Origin of the sequence: Rhodococcus sp. USK13 (assembly GCF_018343855.1) — a bacterium.
Classification (GTDB): Bacteria; Actinomycetota; Actinomycetes; order Mycobacteriales; family Mycobacteriaceae; genus Rhodococcus_F; species Rhodococcus_F oxybenzonivorans.
This window is the reverse complement of the sequence record NZ_CP069242.1, coordinates 7,128,199-7,146,701: the sequence shown is the minus strand read 5'-3', so window position 1 is coordinate 7,146,701 and position 18,503 is coordinate 7,128,199. Positions and strand designations below refer to the sequence as shown.

At 67.0% G+C, this 18,503-nt stretch carries 19 protein-coding genes; 18 read left to right on the top strand and 1 reads right to left on the bottom strand.

Annotation, left to right across the window (positions count from 1 at the left end; all coding sequences use genetic code 11):
• The first annotated feature begins 81 nt into the window (after positions 1-81).
• From dacB to hpt, 4 genes are read left to right on the top strand one after another with little or no spacing between them, the layout of a single operon-like run.
• Positions 82-1,467 (top strand): D-alanyl-D-alanine carboxypeptidase/D-alanyl-D-alanine endopeptidase, encoded by a 1,386-nt coding sequence (dacB, locus tag JQT59_RS35465; RefSeq protein WP_213574356.1) that lies wholly within the window; start codon positions 82-84, stop codon positions 1,465-1,467.
• Positions 1,467-2,513: an Rv3626c family coenzyme F420 biosynthesis-associated protein gene (locus JQT59_RS35460; RefSeq protein WP_213574354.1), complete on the top strand. Its 1,047-nt coding sequence runs from the start codon at positions 1,467-1,469 to the stop codon at positions 2,511-2,513. Before dacB ends, JQT59_RS35460 begins: the two co-directional genes overlap by 1 nt.
• An 8-nt stretch (positions 2,514-2,521) precedes the next feature.
• Positions 2,522-3,499: a tRNA lysidine(34) synthetase TilS gene (gene tilS, locus JQT59_RS35455; RefSeq protein WP_213574352.1), complete on the top strand. Its 978-nt coding sequence runs from the start codon at positions 2,522-2,524 to the stop codon at positions 3,497-3,499.
• A 4-nt stretch (positions 3,500-3,503) separates the two neighbouring features.
• A complete protein-coding gene (gene hpt / locus JQT59_RS35450; RefSeq protein ID WP_109326452.1) occupies positions 3,504-4,058 on the top strand; it encodes a hypoxanthine phosphoribosyltransferase in 555 nt (184 codons plus the stop codon).
• Positions 4,059-4,065: 7 nt separating this feature from the next.
• Here the strand turns inward: hpt and JQT59_RS35445 are convergent, their stop codons facing one another.
• The gene (locus JQT59_RS35445; protein WP_213574350.1) at positions 4,066-6,207 is read right to left on the bottom strand and encodes a serine/threonine-protein kinase; all 2,142 of its coding nucleotides are present in this window, start codon (positions 6,205-6,207) and stop codon (positions 4,066-4,068) included.
• 131 nt (positions 6,208-6,338) lie between these two features.
• Between JQT59_RS35445 and JQT59_RS35440 the strand changes: the two genes are divergently transcribed.
• The 14 genes from JQT59_RS35440 to JQT59_RS35375 all read left to right on the top strand — a co-directional run bounded on the left by JQT59_RS35440 (position 6,339) and on the right by JQT59_RS35375 (position 18,485).
• On the top strand, positions 6,339-7,682 hold the full coding sequence (locus JQT59_RS35440; RefSeq protein ID WP_213578362.1) for an amidase: 1,344 nt from the start codon (positions 6,339-6,341) through the stop codon (positions 7,680-7,682).
• Positions 7,683-7,893: 211 nt separating this feature from the next.
• A complete protein-coding gene (gene ftsH / locus JQT59_RS35435; RefSeq protein ID WP_213574348.1) occupies positions 7,894-10,173 on the top strand; it encodes an ATP-dependent zinc metalloprotease FtsH in 2,280 nt (759 codons plus the stop codon).
• A 44-nt stretch (positions 10,174-10,217) separates the two neighbouring features.
• Positions 10,218-10,850 carry a GTP cyclohydrolase I FolE gene (folE, locus tag JQT59_RS35430; RefSeq protein ID WP_502939771.1) on the top strand — a complete coding sequence of 211 codons (633 nt, stop codon included), beginning with the start codon at positions 10,218-10,220 and terminating at the stop codon, positions 10,848-10,850.
• Complete coding sequence (folP, locus tag JQT59_RS35425; protein ID WP_213574346.1) at positions 10,847-11,701, top strand: dihydropteroate synthase; 855 nt, start codon at positions 10,847-10,849, stop codon at positions 11,699-11,701. The genes folE and folP overlap by 4 nt, the downstream gene beginning before the upstream one ends.
• On the top strand, positions 11,694-12,056 hold the full coding sequence (gene folB, locus JQT59_RS35420; protein ID WP_213574344.1) for a dihydroneopterin aldolase: 363 nt from the start codon (positions 11,694-11,696) through the stop codon (positions 12,054-12,056). Before folP ends, folB begins: the two co-directional genes overlap by 8 nt.
• Complete coding sequence (folK, locus tag JQT59_RS35415; protein WP_213574342.1) at positions 12,053-12,565, top strand: 2-amino-4-hydroxy-6-hydroxymethyldihydropteridine diphosphokinase; 513 nt, start codon at positions 12,053-12,055, stop codon at positions 12,563-12,565. Before folB ends, folK begins: the two co-directional genes overlap by 4 nt.
• A gap of 20 nt (positions 12,566-12,585) precedes the next feature.
• Complete coding sequence (locus JQT59_RS35410) at positions 12,586-13,053, top strand: DUF3180 domain-containing protein (protein WP_201453587.1); 468 nt, start codon at positions 12,586-12,588, stop codon at positions 13,051-13,053.
• Positions 13,054-13,124: 71 nt separating this feature from the next.
• Entirely contained in the window at positions 13,125-14,114 is a 990-nt protein-coding gene (locus JQT59_RS35405) for a DUF6779 domain-containing protein (RefSeq protein ID WP_213574341.1), read from the top strand.
• Between the two features lie 113 nt (positions 14,115-14,227).
• Complete coding sequence (locus tag JQT59_RS35400; RefSeq protein ID WP_213574340.1) at positions 14,228-15,154, top strand: Rossmann-like and DUF2520 domain-containing protein; 927 nt, start codon at positions 14,228-14,230, stop codon at positions 15,152-15,154.
• A gap of 5 nt (positions 15,155-15,159) precedes the next feature.
• Complete coding sequence (gene panC / locus JQT59_RS35395) at positions 15,160-16,098, top strand: pantoate--beta-alanine ligase (RefSeq protein WP_213574339.1); 939 nt, start codon at positions 15,160-15,162, stop codon at positions 16,096-16,098.
• Positions 16,099-16,142: 44 nt separating this feature from the next.
• Positions 16,143-16,589: an aspartate 1-decarboxylase gene (panD, locus tag JQT59_RS35390; RefSeq protein ID WP_159919024.1), complete on the top strand. Its 447-nt coding sequence runs from the start codon at positions 16,143-16,145 to the stop codon at positions 16,587-16,589.
• Between the two features lie 3 nt (positions 16,590-16,592).
• On the top strand, positions 16,593-17,411 hold the full coding sequence (locus JQT59_RS35385) for a type III pantothenate kinase (RefSeq protein WP_159919025.1): 819 nt from the start codon (positions 16,593-16,595) through the stop codon (positions 17,409-17,411).
• A 121-nt stretch (positions 17,412-17,532) separates the two neighbouring features.
• Positions 17,533-18,066 carry a cysteine dioxygenase gene (locus JQT59_RS35380; RefSeq protein WP_213574338.1) on the top strand — a complete coding sequence of 178 codons (534 nt, stop codon included), beginning with the start codon at positions 17,533-17,535 and terminating at the stop codon, positions 18,064-18,066.
• A complete protein-coding gene (locus JQT59_RS35375) occupies positions 18,063-18,485 on the top strand; it encodes a rhodanese-like domain-containing protein (RefSeq protein ID WP_213574337.1) in 423 nt (140 codons plus the stop codon). Before JQT59_RS35380 ends, JQT59_RS35375 begins: the two co-directional genes overlap by 4 nt.
• Positions 18,486-18,503: the final 18 nt, after the last annotated feature.

The window sequence follows — 18,503 nt, the reverse complement described above, 5'->3', positions numbered from 1 at the left end:
GGATAAGGTTGGTGTGCTGACCACCCACGAGATGCAAGTGAAGAACACGGAGGCGCGTTGCCGGGCCAGGGAAAGAAGAAGATGGGCTCGTTAGCGGGACGTCACCGTCGGAACATGCGGATACTCCTCGCAGCGGTAGTCGTGGCAGTGCTCGCCGTGGCCGCCGTCCTCGTGATCGCCGTCAGCACGCAAGGCGCCTCGGCGAGCCGTGGTGAGCTGACGATCGCGCCGGTCCCTGCGCCGATCACCGCCGCGCCGCAGGTCAGGCCCGTTCCGGACGACGCGCCGTTGCCGACGCCGCAGGGAATCGCCGCGGCAGTCGGCCCGGCGTCCGCCGATCCGGCGCTCGGAAAGTTCAGCGGCACGGTGGCCGATGCCGTCACCGGTCAGGTGTTGTGGAGCGTCGCCCCGCAGACGCCGATGACGCCCGCCTCCACCACCAAGGTGCTCACGGCGGCGGCGGCGCTGCTGTCATTGCCGTCCGATCACCGGGTGACCACCAAAGTTGTTCAGGGCGCGAAGCCCGGAGAAATCGTGCTCGTCGCAGCGGGTGACCCCACGATCACCGCGAAACCGGTGGGCGAGAACGGCTACTACCCCGGCGCGGCGCATCTATCCCAGTTGGTGGATCAGATCCGGGCGGCGGGCGTCGCCGCCACCGACATCGTGGTCGACACCGGCATCTATACGGGCGGGACCATGGCGCAGGGCTGGTTCCCGGCTGATGTCGGCGCCGGCTTCATCACTCCCACCGAACCGATCATGATCGACGGCGGGCGGGCAGATCCTCTGGTGGACGAGTCGCCGCGAACCACCACGCCGGCGCTGGACGCCGGGCGAGTACTGGCAAGCGCGCTCGGGGTGAGCCCGTCCGCGGTCACGACCGGTGTCGCGGCACCGGGTGCGGCCACCATCGCTTCCGTGGACTCTGCGCCGCTCCGTGACCGGTTGCGGCAAATGATGGAACACTCGGACAATGTGCTTGCCGAAGCGATCGGGCGGGAGGTTGCCATGAATGCCGGCGCAGACGCTTCGTTCACGGGAGCCGTCGCCACGATCGGCCAGAAGCTCTTCGAGGCCGGGTTCGACATGTCGGGCCTCACTCTGCACGACGCCAGCGGGTTATCCGTCGACAACCGCATCGCACCCCAACTGCTCGACCAGGTTCTGACCGCCGCCGCGGGAGACGGCACGCCCGCACTGCGGCCCATGCTCGACTACTTGCCCGTGGCCGGAGCGACGGGAAGTCTCTCGGACCGCTACGCGTCGGGCAACCGCACCGGTGCCGGGTGGGTGCGCGCGAAAACCGGCACGCTGTCCACGGCGAGCGCACTCGCCGGGTACGTCGTGGACCAGAACGGCCGGGTGCTGACCTTCGCGCTCATGTCCAACGACCGGCCCCCGGAGGTCAGTCGTCCCGCTCTCGACGCACTGGCGGCCGCTCTCCGCACCTGCGGGTGCCAGTGATGGCCACCGACAAGAATGCGTTCAGTGGAGTCGTCGACTGGAAACTCGCTGCCCGGACGGGTGTGAAGCTGGCGCGGAGCGGTCCGGCCACCTCGCGGTACACGGCCGAGACCGTGGTCGCGGAGTTGGCCGACGCGTCCATGCGCGCGGAACTGCCGGTTCGGGAAGTGACCGGGCTGGCCGACGGACTGCCCGTACCGACGGCCCAGATCCTCGACCGGGCGGGGTGGATCCATGCCGCCGCCCACTCGATGTCGCAGCTCACCGGCGGCGACTCCGCACCCGGACTCCTCCTGGGAAAGCCGGCGGGTATCCAGGCCGGTGCCATGCTCGCCTACCTGTCCTCGGCGATCCTCGGCCAGTACGACCCATTCACCGGCGACAACGGAACCCTTCTGCTGGTGGCACCGAACGTGGTGACCGTCGAGCGGGCACTGCGCGTGAACCCGAGCGACTTCCGGTTGTGGGTGTGCTTGCACGAGGTGACCCATCGGGTCCAGTTCTCGTCCTCGCCCTGGCTGACGCAGTACATGCAGGATGCGGTCGACACGCTCGGAACCTCCGACGACGAGTCGGTGGCCGATGTCGTCGGACGGCTGTCGGCCGCGGTGCGTGACCGCGGGCGCCCGGACCCGGATGCGTCCGGCGCCCCCGGTGGAATCGTCGGACTACTGCGCGCCACCCAGGCCGAACCGCAACGCGAGGCCCTCGACCGTCTTCTGGTTCTCGGCACCCTCCTCGAGGGTCACGCCGATCACGTGATGGACGCGGTCGGGCCGGCCGTGGTCCCGTCGGTGACCACGATCCGCGCTGCCTTCGACAACCGGCGTCGCCGCAAGAGCAACCCGGTGCAACGACTGATCCGGGCGCTGCTCGGGATGGACGCCAAGATGGCGCAATACGTCCGGGGCAAGGCGTTCGTCGACGCCGTCGTCGGCGAAGTCGGCATGGGCCGATTCAACGTGATCTGGACCGGCCCCGACACCCTGCCCCGGCTGGCCGAGATCGATCGCCCGGCCGACTGGGTGTCGCGGGTGCTGGGCTGAGACTCGCAGTGCTGCTTCCCGAGGAGCCGGCGATTCTGGAGGTGCGCCACGCGGTGCGACGCTGGCTCGCGCAACACAGTCCAGGCGGTGTGGTCGCGGTGGCGCTGTCCGGTGGTGCCGACTCATTGGCGCTGACGGCCGCAGCTGCGGCGGAAGCGCGCACGGTCCGCGCCCTCGTGGTCGATCACCGGCTGCAGACCGGTTCCGCCGACGTGGCACAGGAAGCAGCCGCCCGCGCCCGCGCACTCGGGTGTGTGTCCGCCGAGGTGCTGGCCGTCGACGTGACGGGTTCCGGCGGACTCGAGGCGGCCGCCCGGGACGCCCGCTACCGTGCTCTCGACTCGGCCCGTCGGAGCGATCCGGTGTTGCTCGGCCACACCCTGGACGATCAGGCCGAGACCGTGCTGCTGGGCCTGGCCAGGGGATCGGGCGGCAGATCCATCTGGGGAATGAGCGCCTACGACAGCCCGTGGGGACGCCCACTGCTCGGCGTCCGACGAGCCGTCACCCACCAGGCGTGCACCGAACTCGGACTCCTCCCGCACGAGGACCCGCACAACGCATCCCCGGACTTCACCAGGGTCCGGTTGCGCACGGAGGTACTGCCGCTGCTCGAGGACGTCCTCGGCGGCGGTGTCGCGGGCGCGCTCGCCCGCACCGGCGAGCAGTTGCGCGAAGAGGGCGCCGTCCTCGACTCGGTCGCGAACACGGTCGGTGCGCGTGCCGTGGTCGACGGAGAGCTCGACGTCGCAGTCCTGGCGGATGCCGCACCGCCGATACGCCGGCGAGTGTTGCGGACGTGGCTTCTTGCAGCGGGCGCGCGGGGGCTCGGCGACAAACAGTTACGGGCCGTCGACGACCTCGTCGTGCAGTGGCGTGGGCAGGGTCCGGTCGCAGTCGGCGGCGGGACACCGGACGCCAGGTTGGTGGTCTGCCGACGACGTGGCAGGCTGAACGTCGGATTGGACGACCGACGAAGGGTTTGACCGCGTGTACGAAGGCGACATCGCATCGGTACTGATCTCCGAAGACGAGATTCGTCGACGCACCGTCGAGCTGGCCGAGGAAATCGCGAAGCGATACCCGGAGGGAACCCCTGAAGGGGATCTACTTCTGGTCGGTGTCCTGAAGGGCGCCATCTTCTTCATGACCGACTTTGCGCGGGCTCTGCCCATCCCCACGCAGATGGAATTCATGGCCGTCAGCTCCTACGGATCGTCGACATCATCCTCGGGGGTCGTCCGCATCCTCAAGGATCTCGACAAGGACATCGCCGGTCGGCACGTGCTCATCGTCGAGGACATCATCGACTCCGGACTGACGCTGTCCTGGCTGATGCGTAACCTGTCGAGCCGCAATCCGGCATCGCTCGAGGTGGTCACGTTGCTCCGCAAGCCTGATGCCATCAAGGTCGACGTCAACGTCGCAAATGTCGGCTTCGACATCCCCAACGAGTTCGTGGTCGGATACGGACTCGATTACGCCGAGCGGTACCGCGACCTGCCTTATATCGGGACTCTCGAGCCTTCCGTCTACGGCGGTTGAGCACCCGCTAGCGCACGGACTCGTGGGACACGACGGGTTCGAGCGCCCGCAGGTCCTCCTCCAGTTGGCGGAACAGCCAGTAGACACCGACGAACGCGACGATCCCGCCGAGGCACAGAATGCGGACCGCGATGATCACCAGAGTGATCTCGTCGGGCGACAGGAAGGTCACGCCGGCCACACCGGCGAGCGGAACAGACGCGGCCACCGCGAGATACAGGGTGCTGCGCCGATCCAAGCCCCGAAGTTTCTGCGCATCGGCACTGCTGGCGATGTCCTGCGGTAGCAGGCTGGGATAGATGCAGCGCACCGCGAAGAAGGCGACGACGAAGAACGGGTACGCCACCGACACCGCGCCGCACACGATCAGTGACGCGATGAAGTGCACGTATGCGCCCGGCGGAACGCCCCCCGCCGCCAGCTGCAGCGAAATTGGATAGGCGACCCCGGCGACGAACCACAACCCGAACACGACCAACACGACGCGGTCGCCGAGCAGCAGGGTGTCGGTGCGCGCGCGGGTGAGAGTCTGCCGGTCGTACGTGCGCCCCTTGCGCAGTCCACGCGGCACCAGTAGCGGATGGCGGCACCAGTACAGCAGCAGGATCGCGCCCAGCGGAAACGCAATCGAGTTGATCACCAGCTGTATCTGCTCGAAGGATTGTTGCGCCTCCGGAGTGAGCGCACTGATGATCAGCATCTTGTTGTGGTGATAGTTGTAGATTCCGGCCAGCGCGTTCGGCGCCGCGATACCGACGACGAGGATCGGCAGGGCCCAGCGGCGCAACCGCATGCGCCAACTGTGTGGCGGCGGGTCGACGAGGTCGCGGGCACGCGGATTGAGGCAGAGGTCGAACTGCTTGGCCAGCTCCGCTCCGCTCGACCAGCGTCCTTCGGGCTTCGGCGACAGGCAGGTCAGCAACACGCGCCGCAACGATGCGGGGCAGTCGTAGGGCAGATGGTCGAGGAACTCGGGATCGATGGCGCGACTGCGGTGATCCAGCATCGCCTCGAGCCCGACCAGCGACTCACTCGACACGTCCTCGTCGGGGAAGGGGCGTCGCCCGCACATCAACTCCCACAGCATTACGCCCAGCGCGAAAATGTCGCTGCGGGTGTCCAGATCGGCCGCGGTGCCCGGCATGCCGCGATGACACGCTTCGAGCTGTTCGGGCGACATGTAGGCGAGGGAGCCACCGAAGTACGCCAGCGGTGACGCTCCCGAGACGGAGTCGCTGAAACTGATGTTGAAGTCGGCAAGCTTGGGCACACCCTCGGCGGTGAGCAGTATGTTGGCCGGTTTGATGTCGCGGTGCAGAACCCCGCGTTTGCCGGCGTAGTCGAGGGCGTCCGCCAGCCGCCTGCCAAGCCACGCGATCGTTTCCGGCCAGGTCAACGACGCTATCTCCGCCCGGACACTCGAATCGGTGGGCCGGATCTCACCCTTCTCCCGCATTTCCTCGTCCACGACCTCGAGCAGGAGGCTGCCGTTCCGCTCGCGTTCGGGTGTGACGCGGACGCGCCGCAGCACCCGCAGCAGCGTCCCACCCGGGAGGTACTGCATATAGAGCAGGCGGAGCTTGCGGTCCTCGAGTAGTCGCTGATCGAACACCCGCACGATGTAGTCGTGGTCGAGTTGCGCGAGAGTTTGCGGTTCGTTGCCGTGGTCGTGCGAGATCTTCACCGCAACGAGGCGTTGCATCGAACGCTGCCGGGCCAGAAACACCCGGCCGAACGCGCCGCTGCCCAAACCCATCAGCAGATCGAAGTCGTCGACCTGCTGGCCGACCTCGACATCGTCGAGGGTCTCACGGGTCGGCGGTCTGGTGATCAGGGTGTCCACGGGAACGGCGGTGACAGTGCGGCTACCCTCGCTCGGCCGCTCGGCGCCCAGTGTCGGAGCAGCAGCCGTTCGCTCACCGTCAATCGTCGGAGCAGCCGCCGTTCGCTCACCGCTCAGCTGTGCAGAAACGGTTCGCTCACCGCCGAGCTGTGCAGACATGGTTCGCTCACCGCTCACTGGCGACGGGCCGGCCGCGACCGTCGCTTCACTGCTCTCGTGGTCGGAGTTCTGGACTCCGACGGTCTCTTCGGCAGAGGTTGATTCAGCGGCTGATCGGTCTCTGCCCGACCCGTTTCCTCTGGTCATAGCGCTTCGAGGTTCTACTGGGCGGGTGTAGCGAGCCCCGTCCGGGGACAAGCGAATGGTAACCCCGCGGACCTACCGTATCCAGCGCGAATAGTCGAAATGATCGAGTCGCCGAAACCTATACTCGAATGATGGGCGATCACCCGCTCTCCTCGGCCATCGGCATCGCCGACCGTGTTCGCTCAGGCATGACGAGTCCGGTCGAGGCCGTGGAGTCGACCTTGGCCGTCATTGCGGAACGAGACCCGAAGATCCGCGCTTTCGTCAGCGTCCTCGCCGAGCGGGCCCGCGCCGACGCTCTCGCCCTCACACATCGTGCCGATCTGTCCTCGCTGCCGCTCGCGGGCGTGCCTGTCGCGATCAAGGACGACATTCCGGTCGCCGGCCAGCCGATGAGAGAAGGATCGCGCGCGACGAACGGCGAGCCGAAGGCCTCCGACCATTCCGTCGTGGCCAGGCTGCGGGCAGCGGGAGCCGTGGTCGTCGGGCTGACCGCCCTTCCCGAACTTGCCGTGTGGGGCACGACCGACGCTCCCGGCGTCATCACCCGCAATCCATGGAACCTCTCGCGCACGTGCGGTGGCTCGTCCGGGGGGTCGGCTGCGGCGGTCGCTGCGGGAATGGTCCCGATCGCCCACGGGACGGACGGTCTGGGTTCCATTCGCATCCCCGCCGCGAATTGCGGCGTCTTCGGTATCAAACCGGGTCGGGGGGTCGTGCCCTCGGAACTCGGTGCGACTTCCTGGTTCGGCATGGCGGAGAACGGCCCGCTGGCGACGACGGTGGCTGATGCCGCCTTGATGCTGTCCGTACTGGCGGATCGACCGGAACTAGCGCAACTCGCAGAGCCCGCACCCCTGCGGATCGCAGTGGCGCCCGGATCGCCGACTCATCTGTCCGTCGTGGATCCGCATTGGCGGGCGGCAACCGAGCGGGCCGGCACGGAACTGGCCGGCTCCGGCCATCGCGTGGAGTCGGCGAAGCTGCCGTACCCGGTGAACCTTCTCCCCGTCCTCGCCCGGTGGACCGCCGGAACGGCAGCCGACGCGGAGGAACTCGACTTCCGGCAACTGCAGCGCCGCACCCGGCGACACGTGGCCGTCGGCCGAGCGCTCCGACGAGTGGTCCGTTCGCAACAGGTGGTCCGGCTCGAGCAGACGATGTTCGCCTTCTTCGCCGACTACGACGTCGTGATCACGCCCACACTCGCCCAGCCACCGCTGGCCGCCGCGGCCTGGAGCGAGCGATCCTGGACGTCGAATATCGTCGCCAACGTCCGGTACGCCCCGTTCACGGCGCTCTGGAACCTCGTCGGGTGGCCGGCGGCAAGCGTCCCGGTGGGCACGCATCCGCAGTCGGGCACCCCGCTCGCGGTGCAGATCGCCGCGCCACCGGGAGGCGAGGCACGCATTCTGGCACTCGCCGCCCACATCGAACGTGTCGCAGCCTGGCCGAGAGTGGCGCCTGCGCGGTGAGCGACGGCAGTGGTCCGCGCGCCGACGGGGCCGAGGGAACCTGGGGGCGGTCGCATGCGTTGACGTAGAGATACCGTCCCCACGGGCGGTTGGCTGCTACCTGGAGTCGCCGGCGTGCCGTCGCGGTAACCTGGATTGTCCGGTTGGCAGCCGGAAGGCGCACTCGGTAGACCCGCACTCTCGAAAGGACCGGCCACTTCGGCCGACCTGTATGAACCGTAAGACAGTGTTTCGTAACCTGGCGATAGTTGCCGGCATCCTGCTGGTGATCTATGCCTTCAGCTACTTCGGCAACGACACGCGCGGATTCAAGGGTGTCGATACGTCCGTGGCCATCGCGCAACTCGACGCGAACAACGTCGAGAAGGCGCAGATCGACGACCGCGAGCAACAGCTACGCCTGTGGCTCAAGGACGGCAACGACGCCACCGGCGGTGAGACCGAGATCCTCGCGAAGTATCCCGAGGCGGCGTCCGAGCAGATCTTCACCGAGATCTCCGACAAGGGCCTGGCGAGCTACAACACCACGGTCACGCAGGAGAGCTGGCTCACGTCGATCCTGCTGTTCGTGCTGCCGATGGTGATTCTGCTGGGCATCTTCTTCTTCGTGATGAGCCGAATGCAGGGCGGCGGCCGCGGCGGTGTGATGGGCTTCGGCAAGTCGAAGGCCAAGCAGCTGAACAAAGACATGCCGAAGACGACTTTCGCCGACGTCGCGGGTGCCGACGAAGCGGTCGAAGAGCTGTACGAGATCAAGGACTTCCTGCAGAACCCGATGCGCTACCAGTCGCTGGGCGCGAAGATCCCGCGCGGTGTGCTGCTGTACGGGCCTCCCGGAACCGGTAAAACCCTCCTCGCCCGCGCGGTCGCAGGGGAGGCCGGTGTCCCGTTCTTCACGATCTCCGGCTCGGATTTCGTCGAGATGTTCGTCGGTGTCGGCGCCTCCCGTGTCCGCGACATGTTCGAGCAGGCGAAGCAGAACAGCCCGTGCATCATCTTCGTCGACGAGATCGACGCCGTGGGCAGGCAGCGCGGTGCGGGTCTGGGCGGCGGCCACGACGAGCGCGAGCAGACCCTTAACCAGTTGCTGGTGGAGATGGACGGGTTCGGCGATCGGACCGGCGTCATTCTCATCGCCGCCACCAACCGCCCCGACATCCTCGACCCCGCGCTGTTGCGTCCGGGACGTTTCGACCGGCAGATTCCGGTCGGTGCTCCCGACCTCGCAGGTCGCCGCGCGATTCTCAAGGTCCATTCCCAGGGCAAGCCGATCGATCAGCACGCCGACCTCGAAGGTCTGGCCAAGCGCACCGTCGGAATGTCGGGTGCCGACCTCGCCAATGTCATCAACGAGGCCGCGTTGCTCACCGCCCGCGAGAACGGGACGGTCATCACCGAGGCCGCTCTCGAGGAGTCGGTCGATCGCGTGGTCGGCGGTCCCCGCCGCAAGAGCCGCATCATCAGCGAGCACGAGAAGAAGATCACCGCGTACCACGAGGGTGGGCACACGCTGGCCGCGTGGGCAATGCCCGACATCGAACCCGTCTACAAGGTCACCATCCTCGCTCGCGGCCGCACCGGTGGTCACGCGATGACGGTTCCCGAGGACGACAAGGGCCTGATGACGCGGTCCGAGATGATTGCCCGACTCGTGATGGCGATGGGTGGCCGTGCCGCCGAGGAATTGGTCTTCCACGAGCCGACCACCGGCGCGTCTTCCGACATCGATATGGCGACGAAGATCGCTCGCTCGATGGTCACCGAGTATGGGATGAGCGCCAAGCTGGGTGCGGTCCGTTACGGGCAGGAGGGCGGCGACCCGTTCCTCGGCCGGTCGATGGGTCAGCAGTCCGACTATTCGCACGAGGTCGCGCGGGAGATCGACGAAGAGGTCCGAAACCTCATCGAGGCGGCGCACACCGAGGCGTGGGCCATTCTCAACGAGTACCGGGACGTCCTCGACATCCTGGCCACCGAGCTTCTCGAGCGTGAGACTCTCACCCGTAAGGACCTCGAGAAGATCTTCCACAGCGTGGAGAAGCGTCCGCGCATCACGGCATTCAACGACTTCGGCCACCGGACGCCCTCCGACAAGCCGCCCGTCAAGACCCCGAGGGAACTTGCGGTCGAGCGCGGCGAGCCGTTGCCCCAGCACCAGCCCGAGCCGGTGTTCGCTCATCAGCAGTCGTCGCAGCAGGCCCAGCCGCAGCAGCAGTACCCGCAGCCGGTGGCCCCGGCAAACGGCTACCCGCAGCCGGACCCCTCGCGACCGCAGGGCGGGATCGCACAGCCGCGACCGGACTACGGCGCACCCGCGGGCTGGTCGGCTCCGGGATGGCCGCCGCGTGATTCGGGTGGGCAGGGCCAGGAAGGCCGGTACTCCGGCACCCCGAACCCGGGCAACGAGTGGAACCCACCGCACGAGCAGCGTCCCAGCGGGGACGAGGATCCGCAGACGCGGCCCTGGCGAGGACCGGACGGATCGAACTGATCTGCCCGAACTAGGCTGATGTTTCGGGACACACGTTCCCGATAGTGGAGGAGTTTCGGTTGTCGGTAGATCATCTCGATAGTGAACCCGTGGCACTCGAAACGGGACGGGTGTTCGATCAGCCCCGGGCTGAAGCTGCTGTGCGCGAGCTGCTGATCGCGATCGGCGAAGATCCCGACCGGCCCGGTCTCATGGACACTCCTGCCCGGGTTGCCCGGTCGTATCGCGAGGTCTTCGCAGGCCTCTACACCGACCCCGACAGTGTCTTGAACACCACATTCGACGAGGGCCACCAGGAACTGGTGCTGGTGCGGGACATTCCGCTGTACTCGACGTGTGAGCATCATCTCGTCTCCTTCCACGGGGTCGCCCATGTCGGTTATATCCCCGGGACGACCGGCAAGGTGACGGGTCTGTCGAAACTGGCTCGCGTGGTCGACCTGTATGCCAAGCGTCCGCAGGTCCAGGAGCGCCTGACCAGTCAGATCGCCGATGCAGTGATGCGCAAGCTCGATCCGCGCGGAGCGATCGTCGTCATCGAGGCCGAGCATCTGTGTATGGCGATGCGGGGCATCCGCAAGCCGGGAGCCAGCACCACCACCTCGGCGGTGCGGGGACTTCTCCAGTCCAGCGCGGCCTCACGTTCCGAGGCTCTGGACCTTATTCTGCGCAAGTGACCGCAATCGAGCTGCCCTCGCCCGGCCGGACCGTGGTGATGGGTGTCCTCAACGTCACCACCGATTCGTTTTCGGACGGGGGCCGCTTTCTGGATCGAGACGCGGCCCTGGCTCGCGGACTGGAATTGAAGCGTCTCGGGGTGGACATCGTCGATGTGGGCGGTGAATCGACTCGTCCGGGGTCGGCGCGGGTCGATCCCGAGATAGAGGCGGGGCGGGTGGCTCCAGTCATCGCGGATCTGGTGGCCGAAGGCATCTGCGTCAGTGTCGACACCATGCGGGCCTCCGTCGCCGAAGCGGCAATCGAGGCGGGCGCCTCCATCGTCAACGACGTCGCCGGAGGGCGGGCTGACGCGAAGATGGCATCCGTTGTGGCAGACGCCGGTGTTCCGTGGATTCTGATGCACTGGCGATCGGCCGGTGACTACGTTCACCGAGGCAACGCGGACCATTACGAAGACGTGGTGCGTGAGGTTCGAGACGAACTGATGACGCAGGTGGACCTGGCGGTCGAAGCCGGTGTCTCGGCGAGTTCGCTGGTGCTGGACCCGGGACTCGGCTTCGCGAAGAATGCCGCCCACAATTGGGCGCTTCTCAAGGCATTGCCGGAGTTCACCGACCTGGGATTCCCCATCCTCATCGGTGCCTCGCGCAAGAGATTCCTGGGTTCGCTGCTGGCGGAACCCGACGGCACGACTCGGCCACCGGCGGGGCGCGAGGTCGCGACCGCCGTCGTCTCGGCACTCGCCGCCACGTACGGAGCGTGGGGTGTGCGTGTGCACGACGCGCAGGGTTCGCTCGACGCCATCGCGGTGGCCGAGGCGTGGGCGCGAGGTGGCGTCGGTGAGTGACCGAATCGAATTGCGCGGGTTGAAGGTTCGCGGTAATCACGGAGTCTTCGAGCACGAGAAGCGGGACGGCCAGGACTTCTACGTCGACATCACCGTGTGGATCGATCTCGCGCCGGCGGCAGCGTCGGACGCTCTGGAGGACACTCTGGACTACGGCGGACTGGCGGAGCGGGCCGCAGCGATCGTCGCCGGGCCGTCCCGGGACCTGATCGAGACCGTGGCCGCAGAGATCGCCGACGGAGTCATGACGGATCCTCGCGTGCAACGCACCGAGGTGGTGCTGCACAAGCCGTCCGCGCCGATTCCGCTGACCTTCTCGGACGTGGCGGTCGTTGCGCACAGGTCACGGCCATGAGCCGCGCCGTGCTGTCCATCGGATCGAACGTCGGCGACAGCGTCGCCCACCTGCAATCCGTTCTGGACGCGCTGGGAAGCAGTGTGGTGGCGGTCTCGCCGGTGTATTCGACCGCGCCGTGGGGCGGGGTCGAGCAGCAGGACTTTCTCAATGCGGTGCTGGTGGTAGATGATCCAGCCCTCGACGCCGCCGAATGGTTGCGACGGGGACAGCAGATCGAGGCGGCCGCGGACCGCGTGCGGACGCAGCGATGGGGCCCGCGGACGCTGGATGTCGACGTCATCGTGTGCGACGACGTCCGTAGCGACGATCCCCAGCTGACCCTGCCGCATCCGAGGGCGCACGAACGCGCCTTCGTCCTCATCCCGTGGCTCGACGCGGATCCCGACGCAGTCCTGCCCGTCGGAGGGGAGCCGCACCGGGTCGACGAACTGCTGGCGTCCCTGGACGACGGTGAACGCGAGGGTGTGCGTCGCACGGAGTTCGCCCTGAACCGGCGGTCGCGATGAAACCGGAACCGACCGGCACGATGAAGCCCACCCGGATCTGGGACCTGCTGTTCCTGGCGGCCCTGGCCGTGGCGGCCACCTGGATTCTGGTCCGGGTCTTCTACGGCTCCTTTCCGCCCATTCCCGTGTACGCGGGGGCGTCGTTGTATCCGGTGGCGGTGATCGAGGTGATTCTCGCGTTCATGGTCCGGTCCAGGGTCAGCAACCATCAGGTCGGTGACGGTCCGCGTCAGTTGCACCCGATCACCGCGGCCCGGGTTGCCGCCTTGGCCAAGGCCTCCGCGCTGGTCGGTGCCGCGACCGCGGGAGTGTGGGGCGGCTTCCTGCTCTACCTCCTCCCGCAGCGTTCGGTGTTGCGGGCCGCAGTGTCGGACACGCCGGGAGCCTGGGTCGGGTTGGTAGCCGCGCTTGCGCTCGTCGGCGCTGCCCTGTGGTTGGAGCACTGTTGCCGCACCCCGGACGACCCGTCCGACGAGCCGGCGCACTAGCACGTGGGGGATCGCCGGACGTGTCCTGCGAATGCGCAGTGCACCGCTGACGGCCAAGTACCCTGGCAAGCATGACGAATCCTGGTCGCCTCAAGTCTGCGCGCCGCAACCAGCGCAGCGCGAGCCAGATGATCGTTGCGGCGTTGCTCGCGCTGGCCGTGGTCGCGTCCCTTTTCCTGATCTTCAGTGAGAGCGTGCCACTGCTGAGAGTTGGCGTGGTGGTGGCACTCTGGGCGGCCACTCTCGGCGCTATCGCGATGACGAAGTATCGGCGCGAGTCCGCTCTCGACAAGGCGAAGGTCAACGATCTGCAAACCGTGTACGAGCTCCAGCTCGAACGGGAGATCTCCGCAAGGCGTGAATACGAGCTGACCGTCGAGAAGCGGGTACGCAGCGAGGTGCGCGCCGACGCCGAGGAACTTGCGGCTCTACGGGCCGAGCTGTCTTCGCTGCGGAAGAGCCTCGAAGCATTGTTCGACGGCGCCATGCCGACCGAAAGGATCGCGCTGCGTGCCGACTCGACGCGGGTTCAGGAACTCGCGGGCGGGTCGTACAGCAGCTACCAGCCGGCGGCGTCCGGGCTCTATATCCCCGGGGCGGGACACTCCGGTCACCAGGGGCAGCAGAGCGGCGGGCCGCAACACAACTTCGCGAATCCCGACGACGAGCCGGTCACCGCCGAGACCTCCATCGTCGCCCCCGATGACCGGGGCTACGCAGAGGCGGAAATCGAGGTCGAGCCGGAGCCCGAGGCCCAGCCCGAGTCGGAAGCCCAGCTGGAGCAAGAGCCGGAGGCGGAAGCCCAGCCGGAGGTAGAAGCGCAGCCGCAGACCGAACCCGAGAAAGAGCCGGAGGCGGCACCTCAACCAGAGGTAGGAGCTCAGGCGGAGGACGAGCCGGTGCCGGGGTCGCGGCGCGCTCGTCGACAGGCGTCCGAGGACGACGAACCTTCCGGCGCACACGCGAGTGGTTTGTCCGTGGCCGAGATCATGGCCAACATGCATGCGACGGCGGGCACGACGCAGGGCACCGGGCGTCGACGGCGCCGCGAAGCCGAGTGATGAGGCGCAGATCACTTCGCCGGCGCATGGCGGGGTGAACTGGAAGCGGGCTATTCTCACTCGAGAACGTCTGGTACCCGCCGAGCGGGACTGGAACGAACGAGAGGACGAAGGTGACCTCTTTCGGGATCACTAATGGCCCTGCGCCTGCGCGACTGTCGGTAGGAATCGTCTCCGCCGGCCGGGTCGGTACAGCTATCGGAGCGGCGCTCGAGCGGGCAGGTCACGTCGTCGTTGCCTGTTCGGCGGTCTCCGACGTGTCCCGTCATCGAGCGCGCACCCGTCTGCCCGACACGGAAATTCTCCCGGTTGCCGATGTCGCTGCCCGCTCCGAGCTGCTGATTCTGGCCGTTCCCGACGCGGAGCTCGCCTCGCTGGTGGCGGGGCTGGCCTCCACCGATGCGGTGCCGAATCGCACGATCGTCGCCCACACCTCGGGGGCCAACGGCATCGGCATCCTCGATCCTCTTGCCCGGCAGGGCGTGGTTCCTCTCGCGATTCATCCAGCTATGACTTTCACCGGTCACGACGAGGACACAGTGCGCCTCGCGTCGGCATGTTTCGGGATCACCGCGGCCGACGACATCGGTTATGCCATCGCGCAGTCGCTGGTGCTCGAGATCGGCGGCGAGCCGGTGCGAGTGCGCGAGGACATGCGCCCGCTCTACCACGCGGCTCTGGCGCACGGCAGTAATCACCTGGTCACGCTGGTCGTCGACGCCGTCGCCGCCTTGCGTGTCGCGCTCGAAGGGCAGGAGCTTCTGGGGCAGGAGCTGATCGGCAACGAGCCGAACGGCGTTGCGGAACGAGTTCTACAACCCCTGCTGTCCGCTGCCCTCGACAACGCGCTCCGCCGCGGCCCGGCCGCCCTCACAGGGCCGGTGGCACGGGGCGACTCGGAAGCTGTGGCCACGCACCTGCGGGTGCTGGAAGAGGTCGATCCAAGGATCGCCGCGGGTTACCGGGCGTTGTCGCTTCGGTCGGCCCAGCGGGCAGGCGCTACATCTGAACTACTGGACATCCTGGAAGAGCGGAGGTGAGTTCCGTGAGCGAACTGCAAGGCGGATACAAGCGCGGGGAACTCACCGTGCACCACGACCCCAAGGTCCTGACCAGGGTCTCGAAGGCGCTTCGGGGCGTCGGCCGGCAGGTCGCACTGGTGCCGACAATGGGAGCCCTCCATGCCGGACACCTGGAGCTGGTGCGGCAGGCCAAGTTGACGGGCGCGGTGGTGATCGTGTCGATCTTCGTCAACCCGCTGCAGTTCGGCGCCGGGGAAGATCTCGATTCTTATCCGCGCACGCTCGATGCCGACCTCGAGTTGCTGCGGGAGGCCGGGGTCGAATTGGCTTTCGTGCCCACTGCGGCCGCGATGTACCCGGCCGGTCAGCGGACCATGATCCACCCGGGCCCGCTCGGTGCCGAACTCGAAGGAGCGGCCAGGCCGACGCATTTCGCGGGCATGCTGACCGTTGTGGCCAAGCTGCTCCAGATTGCCGCGCCGCATGTTGCGTACTTCGGTGAGAAGGACTACCAGCAGCTCACGCTGATCCGGCAGATGGTCACCGACCTCGACTTCGACGTCAGGATCCTGGGCGTGCCGACGGTCCGTGAGCACGACGGTTTGGCGTTGTCCTCACGTAACCGTTACCTCGACGAGGAACAGCGGGCTGCGGCGACAACGTTATCCGCGGCCCTCATCGCCGGCGCCCATGCCGCCGCCGGTGGAGCCGAAGCGATTGTCGCCACCGCCCGTGAGGTGCTGGCGTCGGCGCCGGAAGTAGATGTCGACTACCTCGAAGTGCGGGGCGTCGATCTCGGTCCCGCCCCCGAACGGGGGGACGGTCGCCTGCTCGTCGCAGCCCGGGTGGGGTCCACCCGGCTGATCGACAACGTCGGGGTCGCGGTCGGCACCGGTTTTCTCGAACGTGCAACGGAACCGCCGTCCGGCTCGGCTGTCTCCGAAGAGCTCACCTCCCGATAGAAAAGCGTCGAATCTTCCGTCTGTGGAAGAGTAAGGACCAGAACATGTTTCGCACCATGATGAAGTCGAAGATCCACCGCGCCACCGTGACGCACGCCGATCTCCATTACGTCGGTTCGGTCACGGTGGACCAGGATCTGATGGACGCCGCCGATCTTCTCGAAGGGGAGCAGGTGTGCATCGTCGACATCGACAACGGTGCGCGGCTCGAGACCTACGTCATTGCCGGCGCACGCGGTAGTGGTGTGATCGGAATCAATGGCGCTGCAGCACATCTGGTCAAGCCTGGCGACCTCGTCATCCTCATTGCGTACGGAGTCATGAACGAGGAGGAGGTGCGGGACTACCAGCCGCATGTCGTCTTCGTCGATGCAGTCAACAAGCCCATCGAGCTCGGCACCGACCCGGCGCACGCACCGGAAGGCTCCGGCCTCATCACTCCCCGCATGCTCGGGTCGCTCGACGCCGAGCGTGAATCCAGCTTGGTGTAATCGGTGCTTCTCACCGTCGACGTCCGGAACACGAACATCGTTCTCGGGCTGTTCACCGGATCCGGCGAACACTCGAAGCTGGTGCAGGACTGGCGGATGCGTACAGACCAGCGGATGACGGCAGACGAGTTGGCGCTGATCTTCCGCGGACTGCTCGGCGTGCACGTCGACCAGATCACCGGTGTGGCCGCGTTGTCGACGGTCCCGTCCGTGTTGCGCGAGATTCGGGTGATGTTGACGCGGTACTGGGGTCACGTTCCGCACGTGCTGGTGGAACCGGGAGTCCGAACCGGTGTCCCGCTGCTGGTGGACAACCCGAAGGAAGTCGGCGCCGACCGGATAGTCAACAGTCTTGCGGCGCACCATCTGTACGGTGCGCCGTGCATCGTCGTCGATTTCGGCACGTCCACCTGTGTCGACGTCGTGTCGGGCAAGGGGGAGTTCCTCGGTGGGGCTATCGCCCCCGGGCTTGAAATTTCGTCGGACGCTCTGGCGTCGCAGTCGGCGGCGTTGCGCAAGGTGGAGCTGCTCCGCCCCCGCTCGGTGGTCGGCAAGAACACCGTCGAATGCATGCAGTCGGGCGCGGTGTTCGGTTTCGCGGGTCTCGTCGACGGTTTGGTACGTCGAGTCCGCAAGGAGCTGCCGGCCTTCGCAGGCTCCGATGTGGTGGTGATCGCGACCGGTGATCGCGCGCCGCTGATCATGCCCGAGACGGAGACCATCGACGAGCACGAACCGGACCTCACTCTCGAAGGCCTGCGTCTGGTGTACGAGCGGAATCAGGCCCGTCGTGGGACGTCCCGTCGAAGTCCGCTCGACTGACGGGTTCCGTCCGCCCGGAAGATGTGCCACAATGGTCGGCGTGAATCGCTGCACGAGTGCTCAGGAGTGTTGTCGAGGCTGAACGCTGCCTTGACCAATTCACACTTCTGGAGTCTCTCTCGTGCTCGCAACCTATTCTTCTGCAGCTGTACCCACCCGTCTTCGTCCGGCCGATCTGCTGCGCATCACCGATCAAGGTGCTGCCGAGGTCCTCGACGGCCGGCACGACAACCTCCTCCCACATCGATGGCCGACCGATGAACGCTGGTCCTCGCGGCTGTACAGCGACGACGACGTCGATGTCTGGTTGATCAGCTGGGTTCCGGATCGAAACACCGAATTGCACGACCACGCAGGCTCTTTCGGGGCGCTCACCGTTCTCAGTGGGGCTCTCTCCGAGTTCCGCTGGGCGGGTGACCGCCTGCGTCACCGGACGTTGGAAGCAGGCGATCAGGCTTCCTTCCCGCTCGGATGGGTTCACGACGTCGTGCGAGCCCAGGACGTGCCCGGAGCGAGTGTTCCGACGCCGACTCTCAGCGTGCACGCCTACTCGCCCCCGCTCACGGCCATGTCCTACTACGAGGTCACCGAGCACGGCACCCTGCGCCGCACCCGAAGTGAACTCACCGATCTCCCCGAGGGCGGTTCGAAATGACCATCGATCAGATGCTCGAAGAGGCTCGCACGCAGATCGACCGGATGTACGCGTTCGAGCTGCCCGAGGCGGTGGCGCGCGGTGCGATAGTCGTGGACATCCGACCGCAGGCGCAGCGGGTCGTCGAAGGCACACTGCCCGGCGCTCTGGCCATCGAACGGAACGTGCTCGAGTGGCGCCTCGACCCCACCAGCTCGGCGCACCTGGCATTGGCGGTCAACCACGATGTGGAGTGGATCATCGTCTGCTCGGAGGGCTACACGTCGAGTCTCGCTGCCGCGTCATTGCAACAACTGGGCCTGCACAAGGCGACCGACCTCGTCGGCGGGTACAAGGCGATCAAGGCGGCGGGACTTCTGGGAGCGCTCATCGGCTCGCAGCACTGCACGCGCGAGCTGGCCACCGTTTCGGCCCATTGACCGGAAGCCGGCCGACGC